Raw genomic sequence first — 19303 nt, 5'->3', positions numbered from 1 at the left:
GATGGAGCCAATCGGTGCCGCGGTCAGTCGTGGATTTTCACCCCCAGACATCCGCGAACGAACTCAGGGTTGAAGTGTTTTACCGCTTCGCCAACATAGCCTAAATCCAGGGCGCTGATTTGCGCCATTTCGTTGTCTGTTAATACGAAATCCCAGATAGCAAAATTTTCTTCAATGCGCTCCTGGCGAGTGGATTTAGGGATCACCGTGACGCCACGCTGCACGTTCCAGCGCAGAACAACCTGCGCAATGGTTTTCTGGTGCGCATCGGCGATCCCCCGAAGCAATGCATCTTGATACGGATTATGTCTGCCACCGCCTAACGGCGCCCACGCTTCAGGCTGAACGTGATAATGCTTCATGGCTTCCAGCGCCGCGGGCTGCGCGAAATAAGGATGCAGTTCAACCTGGTTCACCATTGGTTTAATTCTGACAGTTTCGCAGAAGTTAGCTAACACATGGGGGTAAAAATTGGAGACGCCGATCGCTTTCAGGGTACCGGCCTCATAGGCCTCTTCCAGCGCACGCCAGGCGCTGAAATAATCGCCCATCGCCTGATGTAGCAAATAAAGATCAAAGTATTCCAGGCCCGATTTTTTTAATGACGCGGCAATCCCGGCTTTCGCCATCCCGGTGTTGGCCATGTCCTGGACCCACAGTTTGGAGGTAATAAACAGCGCCTCGCGGGTACACAGACCTTCGGCGATGGCTTCGCGCACGGCCTCACCCACCGCATCTTCATTATCGTAGACGGCAGCGGTATCGATGAGGCGATAACCGGTGCGAATGGCGTTCAACACCGCCTGCTTACACTCCGCTTTATCGGTCACCTTGAAAACGCCGAAACCCAGCATCGGCATTTTGCGAGCGTTACTTAATACTGAATATTCCACGGTGAAGCTCCCCTCTTGTTAAAACACCATGGTAAGACAGGAACGCGGTCACGATTAGCCTGTCATTCCTGATTTGACTTATGCATTCAATTCATTAATCGCAGTGCGCTGAGATGATCTGATTTTGACAGAGAGCAGAAAAGTCACCCCTGCCGCGCCCAGCAGTAACAGACCGCTCAGTGCAAAAGTGCTGTGCCATCCCAGACTATCAAACACCAGGCCGCCTACCGTTGACCCGAGGGCTATCGATAGCTGGATCACGGCGACCATCAGCCCGCCGCCCGTCTCCGCATCCTCGGGCAGCGTCCGCGCAATCCATGTCCACCAGCCGGTGGGCGCCGCCGTCGCCAGCAGCCCCCACAGGCTTAACAGTACGGCGACCGATCCCGTGTGGTGTCCGGCCAGCAGAAGCGTTCCGGCAATTGCGGCCATTAACAACGGGATAGCCACCAGCGTCGGATAAAATCGGGCATTCAGAACGGTCGTAATAAGCAGCGTGCCGATAAAACCGGCGATACCCATTGTCAGCAATATCAGGGACAGACCAGAAGGACTGACCTGGGTCACCGTCTCCAGAAACGGTCGCACATAGGTAAATAAGGTAAACTGTCCCATAAAGAACAGTCCGCAGGCCAGCAATCCCAGGGATAGCGTAGAAAGACGGAACAGACGCAGCACCGATCCCTGCCGCTGTGGTGCGCGCGGACTTTTCATCGACGGCAGGCTAATGCATTGCCAGACGAAGGCCAGCACCGCCAGCGGGACAAGACATAAAAAGGCGCCGCGCCAGCCGACGGTGGCCCCCAGGTAGCTGCCCAGCGGCGCTGCCACAACGGTGGCCAGCGCGTTGCCGCCGTTAAAGATGGCCAGTGCGCGGGGGACCTGGCGTTGCGGCACCAGCCGAATGGCCGTTGCCGCCGACATCGACCAGAAGCCGCCGATGACGATCCCAATGAGCGCTCTGCCCAGCATATAAACCGGGAAACTGGACGCCAGGGCAATAATCACCCCAGAGGCTGCCATCAACGCCGTGAGCCCCAGCAGCAGCCATTTACGGTCCAGCGATCCGGTAAGACGGGATATCGTCAGGCTGGTCAGTACCGCCAGCGCGCCAGAAAGCGCAATGCCCTGACCGGCTAATCCCTCGGTAATGTGTAAATCACCCGCGATGGGTGTCAACAGACTGACCGGCATAAATTCTGAGGCAATGAGCACAAATACGCAGAGCGTCATCGCCAGGACGCCGCTCCAGTGTGCCCGGGTGTGACCTAATGCAGACATTATTTCTCTCCGACAAGACAAAGCCGCCCGCAGGCGCGTGGCGGCTTTGGGGATGTCTCCGGCACAGGAGATCTATTTCAGGTTGGTTTTAAAAAATTGCGCGAACGTCGCAAAGGGAATTTTGCCCGCGACGTTGTCATAGAGATCGACGTGGTTTGCGCCTGGGACAATCACCAGCGCTTTCTCTTTACTGCCGATGGCCTTAAAGGCATCTTCGGCAAAATAGCGTGAATGGGCTTTTTCGCCGGTCACGATAAGCGTCGGAATAGTCACTTCGCTGGCGTAACTCAGCAGCGGCATATTCATAAACGACAGCGGCATCGTCGCATTCCAGGCCCCGGTTGAATTAACCGAACGCGGATGGAAACCACGCGGCATACGGTAATAATCGAAGAACTCTTTCAGGACCGGGTTGGGGTTGGCGGGCAAGGTTTCCGGCAAAATACGATCGGCAGCGCTGACGTTGCCCTTATCATCAACATAAATGTCATGCCCACCGGGGACGAAGGTGCCGTTTGCCGCATCTTTCCAGCGCTGCACGTTCAGATAGCGCAGTACGGCGCGACGATCGGCAGTGGTATAGCGGTCTTTGCCATCGCCCACTCCATGCCCCATCGCGCGGCTCATGTCATACATGACGCTGGTCGCCACCGCTTTGACGCGGGTGTCCATCGCCGCGTCGTTCAGGGCCATACCGCCCCAGCCGCAAATGCCGAGCAAACCGATACGGTTGCGATCCACCTCTTTTTGCAGGCCCAGAAAGTCCACCGCGGCACTGAAATCCTCGGTATTGATATCCGGTGAGGCTACGTTGCGTGGGTAGCCACCGCTTTCGCCCGTATACGATGGGTCAAACGCCAGGGTGACAAACCCCTGTTCGGCCAGCGTCTGGGCATACAGGCCGCTGGACTGCTCTTTTACCGCGCCGAAGGGACCGCTCACGGCAATGGCTGCCAGTTTGCGTTCACCGCGATCCTTCGGCAGGTAGAGATCGCCAACTAAGGTTATCCCGTAGCGGTTCTGGAAGGTCACCTTACGGTGATCCACTTTCAAACTCTCAGCAAACGTTTTATCCCATTGTTCAATCAGTGAAACAGGCGCATTCGGGTTAGTTGTCTCAGCAGAGCTCATCGTTGTCACTCCAGTTAATGAGGCGCAAAGCAGCATGGCGGGTATCGCGGCTGTCAGTTTTTTGGTGAAAACCGTCATCAAAATTCCCCTAAATAAACGTGATCAATGCAAGTCTCCAGTAGACAATGCAGCTTTGCTTTATTGTCGTGCGCTTAGTGTAGCCAGCAGTAATGGTTCTTATTAGGGGGCGAAAAATGCTAAGATTAATACCATATTGTTCTAAATGGCATGCGGATGACGAGGCGGGAGAATGGCGAAACGGGAAAACTATAATGACCTCTATCTGTTTATGCAGGTGGTGCGGGAAGGCAGTTTTACCGCCGCAGCGCAACGACTTGGCCTGGCGCAGTCCGGGGTAAGCCGTGCGGTTCGTGAACTTGAAGAGCGGCTGGGCGTTCAGCTTCTGGTGCGCACCACCCGCCGATTGTCGCTCACTCAGGCGGGTGAGCAGCTCTATCACAATGTCGAATCCGGTTTCGACGCCTTAGATATGGGACTCGCCACGCTGGCCCACTATCGTCAAACGCCCTCCGGTACGGTACGCATCAATGCCAGCCAGCATGCCATTGATAAAGTCCTGCTGCCGAAGCTGGCAGTATTTAAACACCGCTATCCCGATATCAGACTGGAACTGATCAGCGAAAGCCGGTTTGTCGATATTATTGCGCAGCGATTCGATGCGGGCGTGCGTCTGGGCCCGGAAGTCGGGAGTGGCATGATTGCGGTACGCATTTCGCCCGATATGGAGATGGCGGTGGTGGGTACACCGGAACATTTTCGCCGCTACGGCTTTCCACAAACGCCCGCCGATTTAGTCGCCCACCCCTGCATCGCTTATCAGTTCGGCGACGGTAGCCTTTACGCCTGGGAACTTAATGTGGATGGCAAAAAAATCACCCACCCACCTCAGGGACAGTGGGCTTTCGCCGATAGCTATATGGAGGCCAAAGCGGCGAGGCTCGGTCTGGGGCTGGCCTATGTCCCGGAAGAGCTGATTACCGACGATCTAGCCCAGGGCACACTTATCCGGGTGCTCCAGCGTTATAGCCAGCGTCTGGAAGGTTCATTTCTCTATTACCCGCACCGCAATGTGTCGCCCGCGCTGAGAGCGGTCATTGATACATTGCGAATGTAGCTGAGGTTGCCTGCAGGCAGCAGGCAACCGGTAGCGGCCGGTGACAGCTTCTGTACTCGAACCTGTCATTTAATTCCGATCGATGCAAACAGTAATGCCAGACGGAAATGAATTTATATAAATATTAATTTTGTGAGTTATGTACTTCATTATAAAGTTTAGAAGCAGCACCTCTGCGTAACAAGCTAAAAAAGCAAATAATCGTAAAGATGAAGGGGTAAATAGCCAAAACCCATGCCAGTTTTTGATTTTTAATAATATTATTTATAGTATCACTCAACGAACCACTTGAAAAGTTCTCACAAATCCTGTCAACCGAGCGCACACTTATCCCCGCTTTTTCTGAGAAAACCGTTTTATCGAAATCTTCACTTTCACACTGTTTTTTATCGAGCTTCCACTCAGTCCAGTTCAGGGGAAGGTAATTATTGGTCCAGATCGAACTCTCAGCAATATGATCATTAATCCAAACCCATGACTTGTCGTCGCCTAATCGTACTAGTGCGGATGGCTTCAATGCCAGCAACATAAAATTTGATAATAGCAGCATAGTTAACACACAAGAGACAAATACACCAACATTAGCGATAAATAATGGTTTTATTGCCTTAAGCGTTGATATTTCAAACCATCCTTTCGCGGCTGTGACATGACGAATATCTATATTTTTCTTTTTCGTCCAGTTAATCAGTGACTTGATCTCTTCTTTATTTCTTGCGCCGACATTAAATAAAACATTAAAACGTTCAACATCATTTCTCTCATTGAAATATGCATTTATTTTACCGTCGTGAAACGTTTTCCCTCCCAGGCAGAACTCCCATAGCCGGTTCAATAAAGAATATGCGGATCCTGCCCGTTTCCAGATAAACACTCCTAATAAACCAAAAGTAACAAAAATTAACGCGCTATTTATCAGTCCATCAAAATTCCATATCGAAGAAATTAAACTTTCCATCTAGCCCCTCTTAATCATCCCGCTAATCGTATGCTCAGCAATCACACCACAGCATCATTACAAAATAAATATTTTTTAACTGCAACTTTTCTTATCCAGCGCACAAGGTCATTGCCGATATCTTCTTATACGCAGGCCACAACTATACGTCACGCTCTTCTGCTACTTGAGCCTTACATTCCACCTCAGTGCTGCTACGCTATCTCTGAGAAAATGGCGAAGGAGATATAATGAAAGTCCTTAATATCCTGATCCGTCGATGCGTGCTGATTGCCCGCTTTGAAGAAACCGTTTCGTTTTATGAACATCTCATTTCGCAAAAGGCAAGGTTACGTTTTGACTATCCCGAATACGATCTCAAACTGGCGCAGGTGGGTTCCGTGCTTTTAATTGGCGGAACCGAGCAAAGCCTGGCTCCGTTTCGCGCCACCGAGGCCACTTTCCTGGTCAACGACATTACCGCCTGGGAGAAACATCTGCCTTCCACCGGGGCAACGATTATCAACCCGGTGAAGGCAGTGCCCACCGGCTGGAACATGCTGGTTCGGCATCCGGATGGCATGATTGCCGAATACGTTGAGCATCATGATAAAAACCCGGCGGATGAGATCTTCTGATGCTTCGCGACCAGATGGTAGAACCTGGCATCATTTGGCCATACTGCCAGAAAAGTGAGACTTTCTACTGTGGCGCGAGAAGGAGAGCAGGAGAAACTGGCGCGGCAAGACGCGCCAGCTCTGGGTTTATACGTGGTTACCTTGCGTTATCAGGCAACCAGTACCGGTTAGTGCTTCACGATATACATGGTACGGCTGTAGGCCACATCTTCCGGGTTGGTGATCGGGTAGCCTTTCAGCCACGGCTTAATCAGCCGGCCGTTAGTGTACTGGTAGATCGGCGCGATCGGCGCTTTGACCATAATGATCTTTTCCGCCGCGTTGTAATCGTCGTTACGCGCTTTGGCCGAATTCTCTACCGCCGCCTGGGCGAGGATTTTGTCGTACGCCGGATCGTTAAAGCGCGAGATATTTCCGCTGTGGGTGGAGGTCAGTAGCGACAGGAAGGTGGACGGCTCGTTGTAATCCCCCACCCACGAGGCGCGGATCACGTCGAAATTGCCGGTGTTACGGCTGTCGATATAGGTTTTCCACTCCTGGTTCTGCAGCTTCACTTCCACGCCGAGGTTTTTCTTCCACATCGACGCCACCGCGATGGCAATCTTCTGGTGGTTCTCAGAGGTGTTATACAGCAGCGTCAGCTTCAGCGGACGATTCGGGCCATAGCCAGCGGCAGCCAGCAGGGCTTTCGCCTGGGCATTAAGCTCAGCCTGACTCATGCTCTCAAACTGTGACGGCTGGGGGGTGAAGCCCGCCGTCACGTCCGGCGTGAAGCGCCAGGCCGGTTTTTCCCCGGTCCCCAGTACTTTCTCCGCCATCACCCGGCGATCGATGGTCATGCTCAGCGCCAGGCGTACCCGCTCATCCGCCGTCGGCCCCTTTTGGGTATTGAAAGCGTAATAGTAGGTACCCAGCTGCGGCGGGGTATACACCTGCCCCGGAATATCCTTCAGCAGTTTCTGGTACATATTTTTCGGGAAAGACTCGGTGATATCGATATCCCCTGCAAGATAGCGCTTGGTGGCGGCGGACTCCTGGTTAATCGGCACAAAGGTGACCTGCTGGATCACCGTTTTGGCGTTATCCCAGTAGTGCGTGTTAGGCACCACCACCAGCTTCTCATTGACCGCACGGTCTTTCAGAACATAGGCGCCGTTGCCCACCAGGCTGCCGGGCCGCGTCCAGTTCGCCCCGCTGTCGACATTCGCCTTTTGCACCGGATAGAAGGCAAAGCTGGCGGTCAGGTTGCTGAACCACGGCAGTGGTTTATCCAGCTGCACCCGCAGGGTGTGGGCGTCGACGGCGGTGACTCCCAGGGTCTCCGGCGCGGCTTTGCCGTCAATAATGTTCTGCGCGTTAGCGATCCCCGCCAGCGCCGCGAACCAGGCAAACGGCGAAGTGGTTTTCGGATCCACCAGACGCTGCCAGCTATAGACGAAATCTTCGGCGGTAACCGGCGTGCCGTCGGACCAGCGGGCGTTATCACGCAGGGTAAAGGTCCAGACGCGGTTATCGTTGCTCTGCCAGCGGGTCGCTACGCCTGGAACCAGGTTGCCTTTCGCATCCTGATTGACTAAACCTTCAAACAGATCGCGGATCACCTGGATTTCCGGCAGGCCCACCGCTTTGGCGGGATCTAACGAGGCGGGTTCATCTTTGATATGGCGCACTAACAGCTGTTTTTCCGCCAGTACCGTGCCCGGCGGTACGTCAGCCGCCCAGGCCAGAGAAGATACGCTGGCTAACCACAGCGCGCCGCATGTCAAAGCGACAGGATACTTCATAAGATCCCCTTTAAAATGAAAAAAATACCGCCAACAGAGCGATAATTATTTGTTTCATCACCTGAAATTGCAAACGACATATGATAGAAAATTGATGTGCCGTCGGATTTCACACCTCAGGGAATGGGTTTGATCCCGATACGCTTTTCGCCAACACTAAATAATAACGACACACAGGAAGCCCTATGTCTATTTCACGTCCTCGCCCGCAGCGCGGCGACTTTCCGCCGGGAACCCGGCAGTATGGCAGCTCGGAACTGGGCGCGCCGCTGCTGTGGTTTCCTGCGCCGCAGGCCGACAGCCGTAGCGGGCTGATTATTGCCGGTACCCACGGTGATGAGAATTCGTCGATTGTGACCCTCTCCTGCGCCCTGCGTACTCTGAAACCCGAGCTACGCCGCCACCACGTGGTGCTGACGGTCAATCCTGACGGCTGTCAGCTCGGGCTGCGCGCCAATGCCCGCGGCGTTGACCTCAACCGTAACTTTCCAGCAGCCAACTGGAAGCAAGGGGAAACGGTTTACCGCTGGAATAGCGCGGCGGCGGAGCGCGACGTGGTGCTGTTGACCGGCGAGCAGCCCGGTTCGGAACGGGAGACCGAGGCCCTGTGTCAGTTGATCCATCAGATTCATCCGGCGTGGGTGGTCTCCTTTCACGATCCGCTGGCCTGCATCGAAGATCCGGGCCACAGCCCGCTGGGTCGCTGGCTGGCCGACGCCTTCTCCCTGCCGCTGGTGGGCAGCGTGGGCTACGACACGCCGGGCTCCTTTGGCAGCTGGTGCGCCGATATCGGACTCCCCTGCATCACCGCCGAGTTCCCGCCGGTCTCCGCCGACGAGGCAACGGAGCGTTACCTGCCGGCGATGACCGATCTGCTGCGCTGGCAGGCTTAAAGATGAAGCACGCCGGTGCTGAACCGCAGCGCCGGCTCAACGTCCACCGCCAGCCATGTCGGGCCGTCGAGGTCAGCGAAGCGCGCCAGCGGCGCCAGAGGGAGCGCGGCGGCGATCCCGCGCGAGGTGCAGAGCATACAGCCCAGCATCCGTTCAAATCCCTGCCGTTCCGCCTCCCCGGCCAGAGCCAGCGCTTCGGTCAGGCCGCCCGTTTTATCCAGTTTGATATTGACCATCTCATAGCGCCCGCGCAGCCGCGGCAGGCTCTCCCGGGTGTGGCAGCTCTCGTCGGCGCAAATCGGCAGCGGATGAACGAAGTTTTCCAGCGCCGAGTCGTCGTCGGCGGGGNNGCCTGCCACAGCGCCGCGGCGCTGGCCGCCATCTGATCCGGCGTGCCAATGACCACCGTCTGGGCGGTAATCACCCGGTTAGGCAACGCCACTCCCAACAGCTGGGCCAAGGTTTTGCCTTCGCGCCGGGCCTGCAGATCCCATAGCGCGCAGTCAATGGCATTGCGGGCGGCGCCTGCCGGCAGCAGCCGCTGCAGCTGTTCGCGGGTAAGCCCCGCCTCCAGTTGCTCGCCGATCGCCATCACCTGGGCCATGACCGAGGCGATGCTCTCGCCATAGCGGGGATAGGGTGTGCATTCGCCTACCCCTTTCACGCCGTCCTCTTCCAGTTCCACTACCACCACTTTTGCCTCGCTGCGGCTACCGCGGGCGATCACAAAAGGGGTATGGAGCGGCCAGGCTTCCTCATACACTCGCACGTTACGCATTCCCTTGTCCTCTCTGGTAAATGTTAAATAGGGTTTGCCGTGTAGCTGGCGGATGTCATACACTACTCGCGACGTTAACTATATGTAAACAGGAAGATAACCATGTCACAAACCGTGCATTTCCAGGGCAACCCCGTTTCTGTTCAGGGCACCATTCCGCAGGCAGGCGCTAAAGCGCAGCCGTTTACGCTGGTCGCCAAAGATCTCTCTGACGTCGCGCTGAGCCAGTACGCCGGCAAACGTAAAGTACTGAATATTTTCCCGAGCATTGATACCGGCGTGTGTGCCGCATCAGTGCGTAAATTCAACCAGCTGGCCGCTGAACTGGACAACACCGTAGTGCTGTGCATTTCCGCTGACCTGCCGTTCGCCCAGTCCCGCTTCTGCGGCGCGGAAGGCCTGAGCAACGTGGTCACCCTGTCCACGCTGCGCGGCGCGTCCTTCCTCGCTGACTACGGCGTCGCCATCGCCACCGGTCCGCTGGCTGGCCTGGCTGCGCGTGCGGTGGTCGTAATCGATGAAAACGATCAGGTCGTCTACAGCCAGCTGGTGAACGAAATCACCGAAGAGCCGGACTACGACGCCGCGCTGGCCGCCCTGAAAGCCTGATAACAGATTGCCCGGGCGCATCGCGCTCGCGGACATTCGATCTGCCCAGCCCTCGCTCTGCGAGGGCTTTTTATTGCCGCGGCGCATAGCGGGAGATAGCCCGCGCCATCGCCGGGCCGGTCAGCAAAATGGTAAACAGCCGCAGCGTCTGTAGCGCCATAATAAACGACATGTCCGCCCGGGTGCCGGCGGCGATAATCGCCACCGTGTCCAGCCCGCCGGGGCTGGTGGCCAGATAGGCGGTCATAAAGTCCATCTGCAGAATGTGGGTCAGGGCAAGGGCCATCAGGGCGCACATCAGGATCAGTCCGATGATGGAGGCGATAATCTGCGGCAGCGTCTTGAGGGCCAGCAGAAAAATGGCTTTATTAAACTGGAGCCCCACCGTCCAGCCCAGCACCGCATAGGCCATCGCCAGCAGCCACTCCGGCAGCTCCAGCATCAGCCAGCCGCCGCCCTGGGCCAGCGCGCCAAGCAGCATCGGCAGCAGCATGGCCCCGGAGGGGATGCGCAGCCGCATGCCCAGCCAACAGGCCACCGCCGTCAGCAGCAGCGTGAAAGGGAAATTGTGGGTCAACGATGGAAACCAGACAATATCCTGAGTCATTTCCTGTGCTTCATTGCCCAGGGCATAGCGCACCACCAGCGCCGCCGCGCCGACGACAAACAGCACCCGCAGATACTGCATCAGCGCCACCAGCCGCACATCGGCCCCGTACTCCTGGGCCATCACCACCATTGCCGACGCGCCGCCGGGAGAGCTTCCCCAGGCGCCAGTGGCGCCCGGCAGCGCGCTGTAGCGGACCAGCAGCCAGCCGGTAAGGCCGCTTATCGCCAGGGTGGTCAACAGGATCGCCAGCACCAGCGCCCAGTTGTTGAATAGCACGCCAAAAACAGAGGGATTAATCGCCCGGGCGATCATGCAGCCGACAATGGCCTGCGCCGCCAGATAACAGGGGCGAGGGATGCTCAGCTTCACCCCGCGCAGGCTCAAAATGAGACCGGCGATCAGCGGCCCCAGCAGCAGCGCTGCCGGCAGGTGTATTCGTAACAGCAGCGAGGAAAAGAGAACAGAGAGCAGCAGCAATATCAGCCAGTGCCCGATCGCGCGACGCGACGCCAAGATGCACCACCCCGGAAAAAGGATTAAAAAACCAGTATATACAGGTTTGGCCCGCTTTGCAGGCCGGGATGCCGGCGACGTGAGTCGCCGGCCTGGCGGGATTATTCGTCACCCTTTTTCTGACTCAGACCATATTCACGCAGCTTATTGGCGATGGCGGTATGCGACACCCCCAGCCGCTTCGCCAGCTTACGTGTGCTGGGGTAGCTGCGATAGAGCTGGGTCAGCACCGAGCGCTCAAAGCGGCGGGTGATGTCGTCCAGCGACCCTTCCATGGCCTCCTCGCCCACCGGCAGCGAGGCGACGTCATGGTCCGGCAGCAGAATGTCCTGTGGACGCAGCTCAAATCCTTCCAGCTGGGTCAGTGCGCGATAGACGGCATTCTTCAGCTGGCGGACGTTGCCGGGCCAGCTGTAGCGGGTAAGCACCGTACTGAGATCGGCAGAGAGCTTCGGCCGCGGGATCCCCTGCTCGTCGGCAAAGCGGGCCACGAACAGCTCCGTCAGCGGCATGATGTCCTGCGGGCAATCGCGCAGCGGCGGCAGATACAGCGTCAGGACGTTGAGGCGATAGTAGAGATCTTCGCGGAAAAGCCCTTTCTGCACCAGCTCGATCAGGTTTTTCTGCGTCGCGCAGATCACCCGCACATCGACGTGCACTTCATGATCCTCGCCAACGCGGCGGAAGGTGCCGTCGTTGAGAAAGCGCAGCAGCTTGGTCTGCATGCGCGGCGACATCTCGCCAATTTCATCCAGCAGCACCGAGCCGCCGTTGGCCTGCTCGAAGAAGCCCTTTTTGCCCTGCAGCGCGTCGCCAAACAGCTCGCTCTCGACCGCGTCCTCGGGAATGGAGCCGCAGTTGAGCGCCAGATAGGGTTTGCCCGCCCGCGGACTGGCCAGATGGCAGGCATGGGCCAGCAGATCTTTACCGGTGCCGGTGTCGCCGACAATCAGCAGCGGCGCGCTGAGCATCGCCAGCTTGCGCGCTTGCTCCACCACGTGGCGCATTTTCGGCCCCACCGCGAGGATCTGACTGAAGGCGCTGGTATCCTGGCTGGTCATGGTCTGCAGCTGGCGTCCCATGCGCACGGTTGAGCGCAACATCGCCACGGCGCCGGTCAGCACTCGCTCGTTATGCTCGCCTTCCAGATAGACCGGAGTCACTTCCAGCAGGTAGTTCTGCCCATTCACCACCACATGCTCCGCATGCGTCTCCTGCGGGCTGCTCTCCAGCCAGCGCTGAACGTTAAAATCGGCGATCAGCTGGGCCACCGGGTGGTTACGCAGCTTCGCCTGGCTTTGGCCAAACAGCAGGCAGCTGGCGGGGTTCGCCAGTTCCACCCGACCTTTGGTATCCAGCGACAGCACCGGCTCCGGCATCGCTACCAGCAGCGCGCTGAGCGCCAGGTGTTCACGTTCAGACGGCATCCACGGCACGGTGCGCACGTCCGTCACGCCGGCGATACGGCGGATCTCAGCCATCAGGCTGCTGAACGTGGCGAATTCCAGTTCGGCGAAATTGAGGTAAATTCGGCCAATAGGGTCAATATCGATACCGCGCAGGTCAATACCACGCAGCACCAGCAAATCGAGCAATTCACGAGTCAGACCGAGACGGTCTTCACAAAAGACTTCAAGACGCATGGGAGTGTTCACCCTAAAAGTGCCAATGACGGGAGAATAATAGGCCAGGAATGGGTTTTCGGGAAGCTAACTGTCAACAATTATTGACAGTGTGGCGGAAAAATGGGCGCTGTGGCGTAAAGTCAGACGGTCAGTGGTTAAATCACCGGCCAGGCGGCCGGTGAGTCTTGGGTCAGGCGTGGAAAGCAGGCAGCCACTGACGGTTCTCAGCGATCACCTCATCCAACGCCAGTTCGAGCTTCTCGCCGCTGACGATCAGCGGATTCAGCATCAGAGCACGCCATGCGGTGTGGCGGTTGCCGGTGAGCGCGGCCTCGATAGTCAGCCGTTCAAATGATTTCATCAGCTGCAGCAAACGCAGGGTATCTTCCGGGAACGGCGCCACATTGAGAGGTAGCGGACCAGAAGCGGTAATCAGCGAGCTGACCTCTACCGCGCAGTCATCCGGCAGGCCACTGATGGCGCCGTTATTACGCGTATTGACGTGCATGATAATCCGCTTGTCGTTGTAGATGGCATTCATCAGCTCGCAGGCCGCCTCGGAATAGTACTGGCCGCCGCGCCCTTCCAGCGCCTTCGGTTTGACTGCCAGGTGCGGGTCGCGGTACTGGTCAAACAAGATTTTTTCCAGCTGCTTAACCACTTCCCCGCGGGTTCCTTCGCCGCCCGCCTCCGCCAGCTCCTGGCGCAGCAGATCGTCTTTCATGTAGTAATAACGCAGATAGGCGCAGGGGATCATGCCTAAGCCCTGCAGCAGATGCGACGGCCAACGGAACGGCGGAATGTTGCGCGGCACCAGCGGATCCCGACCGGCGTTGATCTCGGCTATCACCTCCGGCAGCCATTCTTTACCTTTGTGCAGGATCTGGCGCACGAAGATAAAGTGGTTCAGGCCGGCGACCTGCATCACCACCTCTTTTTCGTCAGCGCATTGCAGCAGAGTGGTTATCCCTTTTTGCATAATCACCGGCACGTTACACAGGCCGACGGCTTTGATGCGGCTGTGGCGCAGGATCGCTTCGGTCACCATCCCCGACGGGTTGGTAAAGTTCAGCAGCCAGGCGTCGGGACACAGTCGCTCCATATCGGCAGCGATCTCCAGGGCGATGGGAATGGTGCGACAGGCGTTGGCGAAGCCGCCGAGGCCATTGGTCTCCTGGCCGATCAAGCCATACTTGAGGGAGATACGTTCATCGCTGATCCGGGCGTCAAGGCAGCCGGCGCGAAACTGCGAGCAGACGAAATCGGCATCGCGCAGCGCGCTTTCCCGGTCAAGGGTGGCCACCACTTCAATAGTCAGCCCGGCTTTGGCGATCATTCGCCGCGCCAGTCCGGCGATAATCTCGACTTTCTCTTTGCCCTCTTCAATGTCCACCAGCCATAGCGAAGCGACTGGCATTTCATGATAGCGGTTGAGCAAACCTTCAATCAGTTCTGGGGTGTAGCTGGAGCCACCGCCAATCACCACAATTTTGAGTCCTGACATGGTATACCTCGGTTTAGTTACGATATAACTATTTAAAACCGGCAAAACTGGCCTAACAAACGAATTAAATCGGCCTATGCATGAACTCAATTAATGCATAAGGGAGACAATCTGTGCTTGAGCAACAAAGCATCCTTGCGCTGCTGCAGACCTTTGAGGTGACCGCCCGCCACCTGAGCTTTACCCTTGCCGCGCATGAAATGAACCTTACCCAGGGAGCGGTCAGCCATCGGATCCGCAGGCTGGAGATGCACATCGGGTTTCGCCTGTTTATCCGCATGACGCGTAAACTGGCGCTGACAGAGGAAGGTAAGCGGCTGCTGGCGACGTTAAGCCATTCGCTGCGGGCGATTAACGATGAAATTGAGGATATTCGCGATCAGGATCTGCGCGGCACGCTGCATATTGGTATTGCGCCGACGCTGGCCCATCTGTGGCTGATGCCGCGTCTGCCGCGCTTTCAGGCGCAATGGCCGGGACTGAATCTGCAGTTTCGCGTGCGCGCCGGGGTGATGGATTTTAACGAGGAGCGGGTGGATCTGGCAATTTACTACGGCGCCACGCGCTACCCCGATCTTTATCAACAGCGGCTGATGGCGGAAAGTTTGCTCCCGGTCTGCTCCCCGCGTTATCGCCAGCAGTATCGTCCGCTAAGCGGCGGCGACCCGGCGGCGCTCGTCTGGATCCATGCGTGCGAATCCACCGACGTACAGGATCAATTTGCGGAATGGCGCCTGTGGTGCCAGCACAGCGGACAGGCGTTACCTTTTGAAGGCCGGTATTACGCGGTGAATAACCACTCGCTGGCCATCGAGATGGCGCTCAATGGACTCGGCGTGGTGATGGGGCGTAAAACGCTGATCCAGCCGCTGCTCGACGCCGGCAGGCTGGTGGCCTTGTCTGAAAATGAAGCGCCCTCGCCCTTTGGCTATGACCTGATTTGTCCGCAGGAGAACCGTTCCCGCCCGCGCTTTCGCGCCTTCAGCGAGTGGCTGGCGGCGGAATGCGCCTAATCGAATATTGCCAGGGTGCGCGTGCCAGAGCTTGACTTCGAAGGCCGGGCAAGGCGAAGCCGCCGCCCGGCGATGTCTCTGAGCGGAGGTTACTTCTCCGGGTGGGTTTTGCTTTTCTGCAGGGTCTCTTTCAACTGCCCAATCAGCTCGCGCCGAAAATCGCCGAGTCGCGGTTTATCATCGGCGATCCACGGCAGCGGGCGGCACAGCTCCATCGCCTTGATCCCGAGACGGGCGGTCAGCAGGCCGGCGCCAATGCCCTGCGCGGCGCGCGCCGACAGCCGGGCCGCCAGATCCTGCGACATCCAGTCCATCCCCACCTCGCGCACCAGTTCGCTGGCGCCAGCGAAAGCGATATTAAGCAACACCAGGCGAAACAGTCGCAGACGGCTGTAATACCCGAGCTCAATGCCGTACAACGTGGCAATTCGGTTGATCAGCCGCAGGTTCCGCCAGGCGATAAACGCCATATCCACCAGCGCCAGCGGGCTGACGGCAATCATCAGCGTCGACTCCGCCGCCGAACGGCTGATTTCCCGCCGCGCCTGGGCATCGAGCACCGGCTGCACCAGCTGCGCATAAAGACTCACCACTTCGCGATCGCTTTGCGTTTCGTGGATCGCGGCATACCAGCGCTGCAGCGCCGGATGCGACTGATCCAGCCCGGCCTGCTGCGCCAGCTTCTCACAAAACGCTTTCGCTTTACCGACCGCGTGACTGTGCAGCATATCGCGCGCTTCATCGCGTTCGTGGGCGCGCTGGCGCAGTCGCCACAGACGGCGCCACTCGGTGGCCAGCGAACCGACGCCGGCCCCGACGATCAGCGCCCCGGCGACGCAGCCGCCCAGCGCAATCCAGTCCTGGGTCTGCCAGGCGTTAGCCGTCCATTGCACGCCTTGCGCCACGACGCTGACGCCGAAGATCGCCAGTCCGGCGCTGACCATCCGCCGCCACAGGCTGCGTTTGGGTCGCAGGACCGACTCCACCACCGCTTCCGCCGCCCCCTCTTCCTCTTCGCCGGTCACCAGCCGCGCTGGCGCGAAGTTGTCCGCCTCCAGGGTGTCGAAGGCGCGAGCGCCTTTCAGCGGCGGAATTTTCTCCGCTTGCAGCGGCCCATCAAAATCAATCCGCGGTTTTAACGGTTCGCTCATCGCAGTTTATCTCCAATCAAAAATTCCAGCGCCGCGTCGAGACGAATGTGCGGCAAAGGCCGATCGACATCCATGACCTGCGGACGAAAGTTTTCAAACTGAAATCCCTGCTGCTGCCAGAAGGCCTGACCCGGCAGGCGCGCCGGCACCTCACCGGGATAGATGGTCAACGGCTGGCCGTCGCTCAGGCGATTGCCGCGCAGGGCGGGAATTTTCTCGCCATTCACCTCAATCAGCCCGCTCTGGGTCGCCTGAATGGACGCCAGCCCCAGGCAATCCATACTGATCCCTTCAAAGGCGGCGTTCTGCCACGCGTCCTGAATCAGTTGCTGCAGGAGCGACACCATATTGCTGTGCTGATCGATCGTGACGTGATCGGCTTTGGTAGCGGCAAACAGCAGCTTGTCGATAACCGGAGAAAACAACCGGCGGAACAAGGTGCGCTGCCCGTAATGGAAACTTTGCATCAGCTGGGTCAATGCCAGACGCATATCGTTAAACGCCTGCGGCCCGCTGTTGAGCGGCTGCAGACAGTCCACCAGCACAATCTGCCGGTCGAAGCGCAGGAAGTGCTCTTTGTAGAACCCCTTCACCACCCTTTCGCAATAGTATTTGTAGCGTTCGCGCAGCATGCCGGCGTTGCTGTGTTTATCGGCCTGCGCCAGCTTGGCTTCGCCGACGGCGTCGACGTCGGGCCACGGGAAAAACTGCAGCGCCGGCGCGCCCGCCATTTCTCCGGGCAGGACAAAGCGCCCGGGTTGGATAAAGTGCAGCCCTTCACGCTTACAGGCGTGGAGATAGTCCGTCCAGGCGGCAGCGATATCCGCCAGCCGAGCCTCGTCGGCAGGGGCTAGCGGATCCAGCCCGGCGCACAGCTGCCGCCAGCGGGCCGACCACTCCGCACGCTGTCCCTGCAGGAGCCCGGTCATCTGTCGCGACCAGCTCAGATAATCCTGCGCCAGCATCGGCAGGTCGAGCAGCCACTCGCCCGGATAGTCGACGATCTCCAGATACAGCGTGGAGGTATCTTTAAAATGGCGCAGCAGGGAGTCATTCGAACGGTAGCGCAGCGCGAGACGGATCTCGCTCACCCCGCGCGTCGGGGTTGGCCACATGGGGGGCTGGCCGTACAGCTGGGCCAGCCCTTCGTCGTAGGTGAATCGGGGAATGCCAAAGTCCCGCTGCGGCACGCGCTTGACGCCGAGCAGCCGCTCTTCGCGTGCGGCGCTCAGCAGCGGCAGGCGGGCCCCCGTGTGGATATTCAACAGCTGGTTGACCAGCGCGGTGATAAACGCCGTTTTACCGCTCCGGCTCAGGCCGGTCACCGCCAGACGTAAATGCCGGTCAACCCCGCGGTTGACCAGCGCATTCAATTCAGTTTTCAGTCGCTTCATCGCCAGTCCGTTATGCCCTGAAGGTATGTCTCGTCATCATAAGCGATCTGCCGGGGATAAGCAGGACAACGTTAATCCTTTTGCGCCTTCCCCACGGCGGCATTATTTCATCCCGCGCGTGACGCGGTTGGCCAGCCGGCTGAGCAGCGGCTCCAGCGCCACCGCCAGCAGCATTTTCAGCGGCCGACGCGCGACCGATTTAACCGCCCAGCCGGCAACGCCCGCCGGGCCATAACGCAGCGCGGTCAGCAGCGCCAGCTTACCGACGATTTTCAGACCGGGCTTCACCTGCTGCCCGGCGCGTTGCCATTTGCTATTCATGCGTTGCCTCATTCGTTAGAAACAGGGTTTACAGCTGGCGAAAGCGGCTGCGCAGCGTAAAGGTGTCGGAGGTCACATACCGCTCCATTTCACGCAGACGCTGTTCACCGGAGGCCAGTTCGGCATCCACGGCGGCCAGCAGATCGCCATTGCTCGGCGCTTTATGACCGTACAGCTCGCTGTCCGGTATCGGATCCAGAGCAAAAGTCAAAATGATGTAGGCCACCAGGACAAAGAAAAAGAGGCCGAAAATCATCGCCAGCACGGTAATCAGACGCACCAGCTTCACCGGGACATCAAGATGCTGAGCAATACCCGCGCAGACGCCCTTCACCATCCCGCGCTGCGGGATACGCCACAGTTTTTTATTCAGATCCAGTCCGGCCATTATTTGTCCCTCCAGTTCGGATGTTCGGCATACAGGATCGCTTCCAGCGCCTGAATGCGTTCGCGCATCCGCTTCGCGTCATCGGTCAACTGCAGCAGCCGTTGCTGCTCATTTTGCGTCAGACTGCCGTTGGCGCCGCGATTGTTGTAGTGCAGCCACAGCCAGACCGGCAGAACAAACAGCACAAACAGCGTCAGCGGAATGGCGAGAAAAAGCATGCTCATGTGTACTCCTTACAGGGGGTGAGCCGCGGCGCAACGCCGCGCCGCGCAATCATACTTACTGGTTGGACTGATTCATTTTGGCTTTCAACGCCGCCAGCTGCTCGCTGATTTCATCGTCCGCTTTCAGTTCGGCAAACTGCTGATCCAGCGTCTGCTGCTTGCCAAAGCGGTGGCTCTCCGCTTCCGCTTCCATCTGATCGATGCGACGCTCAAAGGATTCAAAGCGCGCCATCGCCTCATCCAGTTTACCGCTGTCCAGCTGGCGACGCACATCGCGGGATGAACTCGCCGCCTGATGGCGCAGCGCCAGCGCCTGCTGACGGGCGCGGGTTTCGCTGAGTTTGTTCTCCAGCTCGCCAATCTCTTTTTTCATCCGCGCCAGGGTTTCATCCACCAGCTGCACTTCATGATCCAGCTGAGCGATAAGGTCGGTCAGCTTTTGTTTTTCGATCAGCGCCGCCCGGGCCAGATCTTCTTTCTC

At 58.0% G+C, this 19303-nt stretch carries 20 protein-coding genes and 1 pseudogene; 5 read left to right on the top strand and 16 right to left on the bottom strand.

Translation table 11 applies throughout. The annotated features are described in order from the left end of the window. Nucleotides 1-23: 23 nt before the first annotated feature. From KHQ28_RS22675 to KHQ28_RS22665, 3 genes are all read right to left on the bottom strand, one after another. Entirely contained in the window at nt 24-893 is an 870-nt protein-coding gene (locus KHQ28_RS22675; RefSeq protein ID WP_004152141.1) for an aldo/keto reductase, read from the bottom strand. 78 nt (nt 894-971) lie between these two features. Then, complete coding sequence (locus KHQ28_RS22670; RefSeq protein ID WP_004179500.1) at nt 972-2174, bottom strand: MFS transporter; 1203 nt, start codon at nt 2172-2174, stop codon at nt 972-974. 72 nt (nt 2175-2246) lie between these two features. Next, nucleotides 2247-3383 (bottom strand): alpha/beta hydrolase, encoded by a 1137-nt coding sequence (locus tag KHQ28_RS22665; RefSeq protein WP_004190569.1) that lies wholly within the window; start codon nt 3381-3383, stop codon nt 2247-2249. A 172-nt stretch (nt 3384-3555) separates the two neighbouring features. Between KHQ28_RS22665 and KHQ28_RS22660 the strand changes: the two genes are divergently transcribed. Further along, nucleotides 3556-4440 (top strand): LysR family transcriptional regulator, encoded by an 885-nt coding sequence (locus tag KHQ28_RS22660; protein WP_004224315.1) that lies wholly within the window; start codon nt 3556-3558, stop codon nt 4438-4440. 124 nt (nt 4441-4564) lie between these two features. Here KHQ28_RS22660 and KHQ28_RS22655 read toward each other — a convergent pair whose 3' ends face one another. Beyond that, nucleotides 4565-5398 carry a DUF6216 family protein gene (locus tag KHQ28_RS22655; protein WP_004176445.1) on the bottom strand — a complete coding sequence of 278 codons (834 nt, stop codon included), beginning with the start codon at nt 5396-5398 and terminating at the stop codon, nt 4565-4567. Between the two features lie 230 nt (nt 5399-5628). Here KHQ28_RS22655 and KHQ28_RS22650 point away from each other — a divergent pair, with 230 nt between their 5' ends. Further along, nucleotides 5629-6015 (top strand): VOC family protein, encoded by a 387-nt coding sequence (locus KHQ28_RS22650; RefSeq protein WP_004152136.1) that lies wholly within the window; start codon nt 5629-5631, stop codon nt 6013-6015. Nucleotides 6016-6182: 167 nt separating this feature from the next. Here KHQ28_RS22650 and KHQ28_RS22645 read toward each other — a convergent pair whose 3' ends face one another. Together KHQ28_RS22645 and KHQ28_RS22640 are read right to left on the bottom strand one after the other, a co-directional pair. Beyond that, nucleotides 6183-7799 (bottom strand): ABC transporter substrate-binding protein, encoded by a 1617-nt coding sequence (locus KHQ28_RS22645; RefSeq protein ID WP_032419054.1) that lies wholly within the window; start codon nt 7797-7799, stop codon nt 6183-6185. Further along, the gene (locus KHQ28_RS22640; protein WP_004148146.1) at nt 7796-7912 is read right to left on the bottom strand and encodes a hypothetical protein; all 117 of its coding nucleotides are present in this window, start codon (nt 7910-7912) and stop codon (nt 7796-7798) included. The genes KHQ28_RS22645 and KHQ28_RS22640 overlap by 4 nt, the downstream gene beginning before the upstream one ends. 72 nt (nt 7913-7984) lie before the next feature. Here KHQ28_RS22640 and mpaA point away from each other — a divergent pair, with 72 nt between their 5' ends. Next, a complete protein-coding gene (gene mpaA / locus KHQ28_RS22635; RefSeq protein WP_004152134.1) occupies nt 7985-8692 on the top strand; it encodes a murein tripeptide amidase MpaA in 708 nt (235 codons plus the stop codon). On the opposite strand, the pseudogene KHQ28_RS22630 reads toward mpaA, so the two are convergent. Next, nucleotides 8689-9470: pseudogene (locus KHQ28_RS22630) on the bottom strand (enolase C-terminal domain-like protein). The gene mpaA and the pseudogene KHQ28_RS22630 overlap by 4 nt on opposite strands. Nucleotides 9471-9572: 102 nt before the next feature. Here KHQ28_RS22630 and tpx point away from each other — a divergent pair. Beyond that, nucleotides 9573-10079, top strand: coding sequence for a thiol peroxidase (gene tpx / locus KHQ28_RS22625; protein WP_004152131.1), 507 nt, complete (start codon nt 9573-9575; stop codon nt 10077-10079). 70 nt (nt 10080-10149) lie between these two features. Here tpx and KHQ28_RS22620 read toward each other — a convergent pair whose 3' ends face one another. The 3 genes from KHQ28_RS22620 to KHQ28_RS22610 form a co-directional block, all read right to left on the bottom strand. Beyond that, nucleotides 10150-11202 carry an AbrB family transcriptional regulator gene (locus tag KHQ28_RS22620; RefSeq protein ID WP_032419055.1) on the bottom strand — a complete coding sequence of 351 codons (1053 nt, stop codon included), beginning with the start codon at nt 11200-11202 and terminating at the stop codon, nt 10150-10152. A 101-nt stretch (nt 11203-11303) separates the two neighbouring features. Next, entirely contained in the window at nt 11304-12845 is a 1542-nt protein-coding gene (tyrR, locus tag KHQ28_RS22615) for a transcriptional regulator TyrR (RefSeq protein ID WP_002901979.1), read from the bottom strand. A 172-nt stretch (nt 12846-13017) separates the two neighbouring features. Continuing rightward, entirely contained in the window at nt 13018-14331 is a 1314-nt protein-coding gene (locus KHQ28_RS22610; protein WP_023279942.1) for a 6-phospho-beta-glucosidase, read from the bottom strand. A 143-nt stretch (nt 14332-14474) separates the two neighbouring features. Here KHQ28_RS22610 and KHQ28_RS22605 point away from each other — a divergent pair, with 143 nt between their 5' ends. Further along, nucleotides 14475-15344 (top strand): LysR substrate-binding domain-containing protein, encoded by an 870-nt coding sequence (locus KHQ28_RS22605; protein WP_223175067.1) that lies wholly within the window; start codon nt 14475-14477, stop codon nt 15342-15344. Nucleotides 15345-15433: 89 nt separating this feature from the next. On the opposite strand, the gene KHQ28_RS22600 is transcribed toward KHQ28_RS22605, so the two are convergent. The 6 genes from KHQ28_RS22600 to KHQ28_RS22575 form a co-directional block, all read right to left on the bottom strand. Continuing rightward, nucleotides 15434-16495 (bottom strand): TIGR01620 family protein, encoded by a 1062-nt coding sequence (locus KHQ28_RS22600; RefSeq protein ID WP_004152127.1) that lies wholly within the window; start codon nt 16493-16495, stop codon nt 15434-15436. Continuing rightward, nucleotides 16492-17889 (bottom strand): YcjX family protein, encoded by a 1398-nt coding sequence (locus KHQ28_RS22595; protein WP_002901917.1) that lies wholly within the window; start codon nt 17887-17889, stop codon nt 16492-16494. The genes KHQ28_RS22600 and KHQ28_RS22595 overlap by 4 nt, the downstream gene beginning before the upstream one ends. 102 nt (nt 17890-17991) lie before the next feature. Continuing rightward, entirely contained in the window at nt 17992-18210 is a 219-nt protein-coding gene (pspD, locus tag KHQ28_RS22590) for a phage shock protein PspD (protein ID WP_002901915.1), read from the bottom strand. Between the two features lie 28 nt (nt 18211-18238). Then, nucleotides 18239-18598, bottom strand: coding sequence for an envelope stress response membrane protein PspC (gene pspC, locus KHQ28_RS22585; RefSeq protein ID WP_002901913.1), 360 nt, complete (start codon nt 18596-18598; stop codon nt 18239-18241). Beyond that, the gene (pspB, locus tag KHQ28_RS22580; protein ID WP_032419056.1) at nt 18598-18822 is read right to left on the bottom strand and encodes an envelope stress response membrane protein PspB; all 225 of its coding nucleotides are present in this window, start codon (nt 18820-18822) and stop codon (nt 18598-18600) included. Before pspB ends, pspC begins: the two co-directional genes overlap by 1 nt. A 55-nt stretch (nt 18823-18877) precedes the next feature. Beyond that, the coding region (locus tag KHQ28_RS22575; RefSeq protein ID WP_211777688.1) for a PspA/IM30 family protein at nt 18878-19303 on the bottom strand (426 nt) is incomplete at its 5' end.

The sequence above is a fragment of the Klebsiella sp. 28 genome, assembly GCF_018223905.1.
In the GTDB taxonomy this organism is placed as follows: Bacteria; Pseudomonadota; Gammaproteobacteria; order Enterobacterales; family Enterobacteriaceae; genus Klebsiella; species Klebsiella pneumoniae.
This window is presented reverse-complemented; position numbering and strand designations above follow the sequence as displayed.

Coding starts and splice junctions, on each gene's coding strand:
- mpaA (WP_004152134.1), top strand. CDS start 7,985: ATGTCTATTTCACGTCCTCGCCCGCAGCGCGGCGACTTTCCGCCGGGA.
- tyrR (WP_002901979.1), bottom strand. CDS start 12,845: ATGCGTCTTGAAGTCTTTTGTGAAGACCGTCTCGGTCTGACTCGTGAA.
- KHQ28_RS22660 (WP_004224315.1), top strand. CDS start 3,556: ATGGCGAAACGGGAAAACTATAATGACCTCTATCTGTTTATGCAGGTG.
- KHQ28_RS22600 (WP_004152127.1), bottom strand. CDS start 16,495: ATGAGCGAACCGTTAAAACCGCGGATTGATTTTGATGGGCCGCTGCAA.
- pspC (WP_002901913.1), bottom strand. CDS start 18,598: ATGGCCGGACTGGATCTGAATAAAAAACTGTGGCGTATCCCGCAGCGC.
- pspD (WP_002901915.1), bottom strand. CDS start 18,210: ATGAATAGCAAATGGCAACGCGCCGGGCAGCAGGTGAAGCCCGGTCTG.
- KHQ28_RS22655 (WP_004176445.1), bottom strand. CDS start 5,398: ATGGAAAGTTTAATTTCTTCGATATGGAATTTTGATGGACTGATAAAT.
- KHQ28_RS22645 (WP_032419054.1), bottom strand. CDS start 7,799: ATGAAGTATCCTGTCGCTTTGACATGCGGCGCGCTGTGGTTAGCCAGC.
- KHQ28_RS22595 (WP_002901917.1), bottom strand. CDS start 17,889: ATGAAGCGACTGAAAACTGAATTGAATGCGCTGGTCAACCGCGGGGTT.
- KHQ28_RS22610 (WP_023279942.1), bottom strand. CDS start 14,331: ATGTCAGGACTCAAAATTGTGGTGATTGGCGGTGGCTCCAGCTACACC.
- KHQ28_RS22670 (WP_004179500.1), bottom strand. CDS start 2,174: ATGTCTGCATTAGGTCACACCCGGGCACACTGGAGCGGCGTCCTGGCG.
- tpx (WP_004152131.1), top strand. CDS start 9,573: ATGTCACAAACCGTGCATTTCCAGGGCAACCCCGTTTCTGTTCAGGGC.
- KHQ28_RS22665 (WP_004190569.1), bottom strand. CDS start 3,383: ATGACGGTTTTCACCAAAAAACTGACAGCCGCGATACCCGCCATGCTG.
- pspB (WP_032419056.1), bottom strand. CDS start 18,822: ATGAGCATGCTTTTTCTCGCCATTCCGCTGACGCTGTTTGTGCTGTTT.
- KHQ28_RS22650 (WP_004152136.1), top strand. CDS start 5,629: ATGAAAGTCCTTAATATCCTGATCCGTCGATGCGTGCTGATTGCCCGC.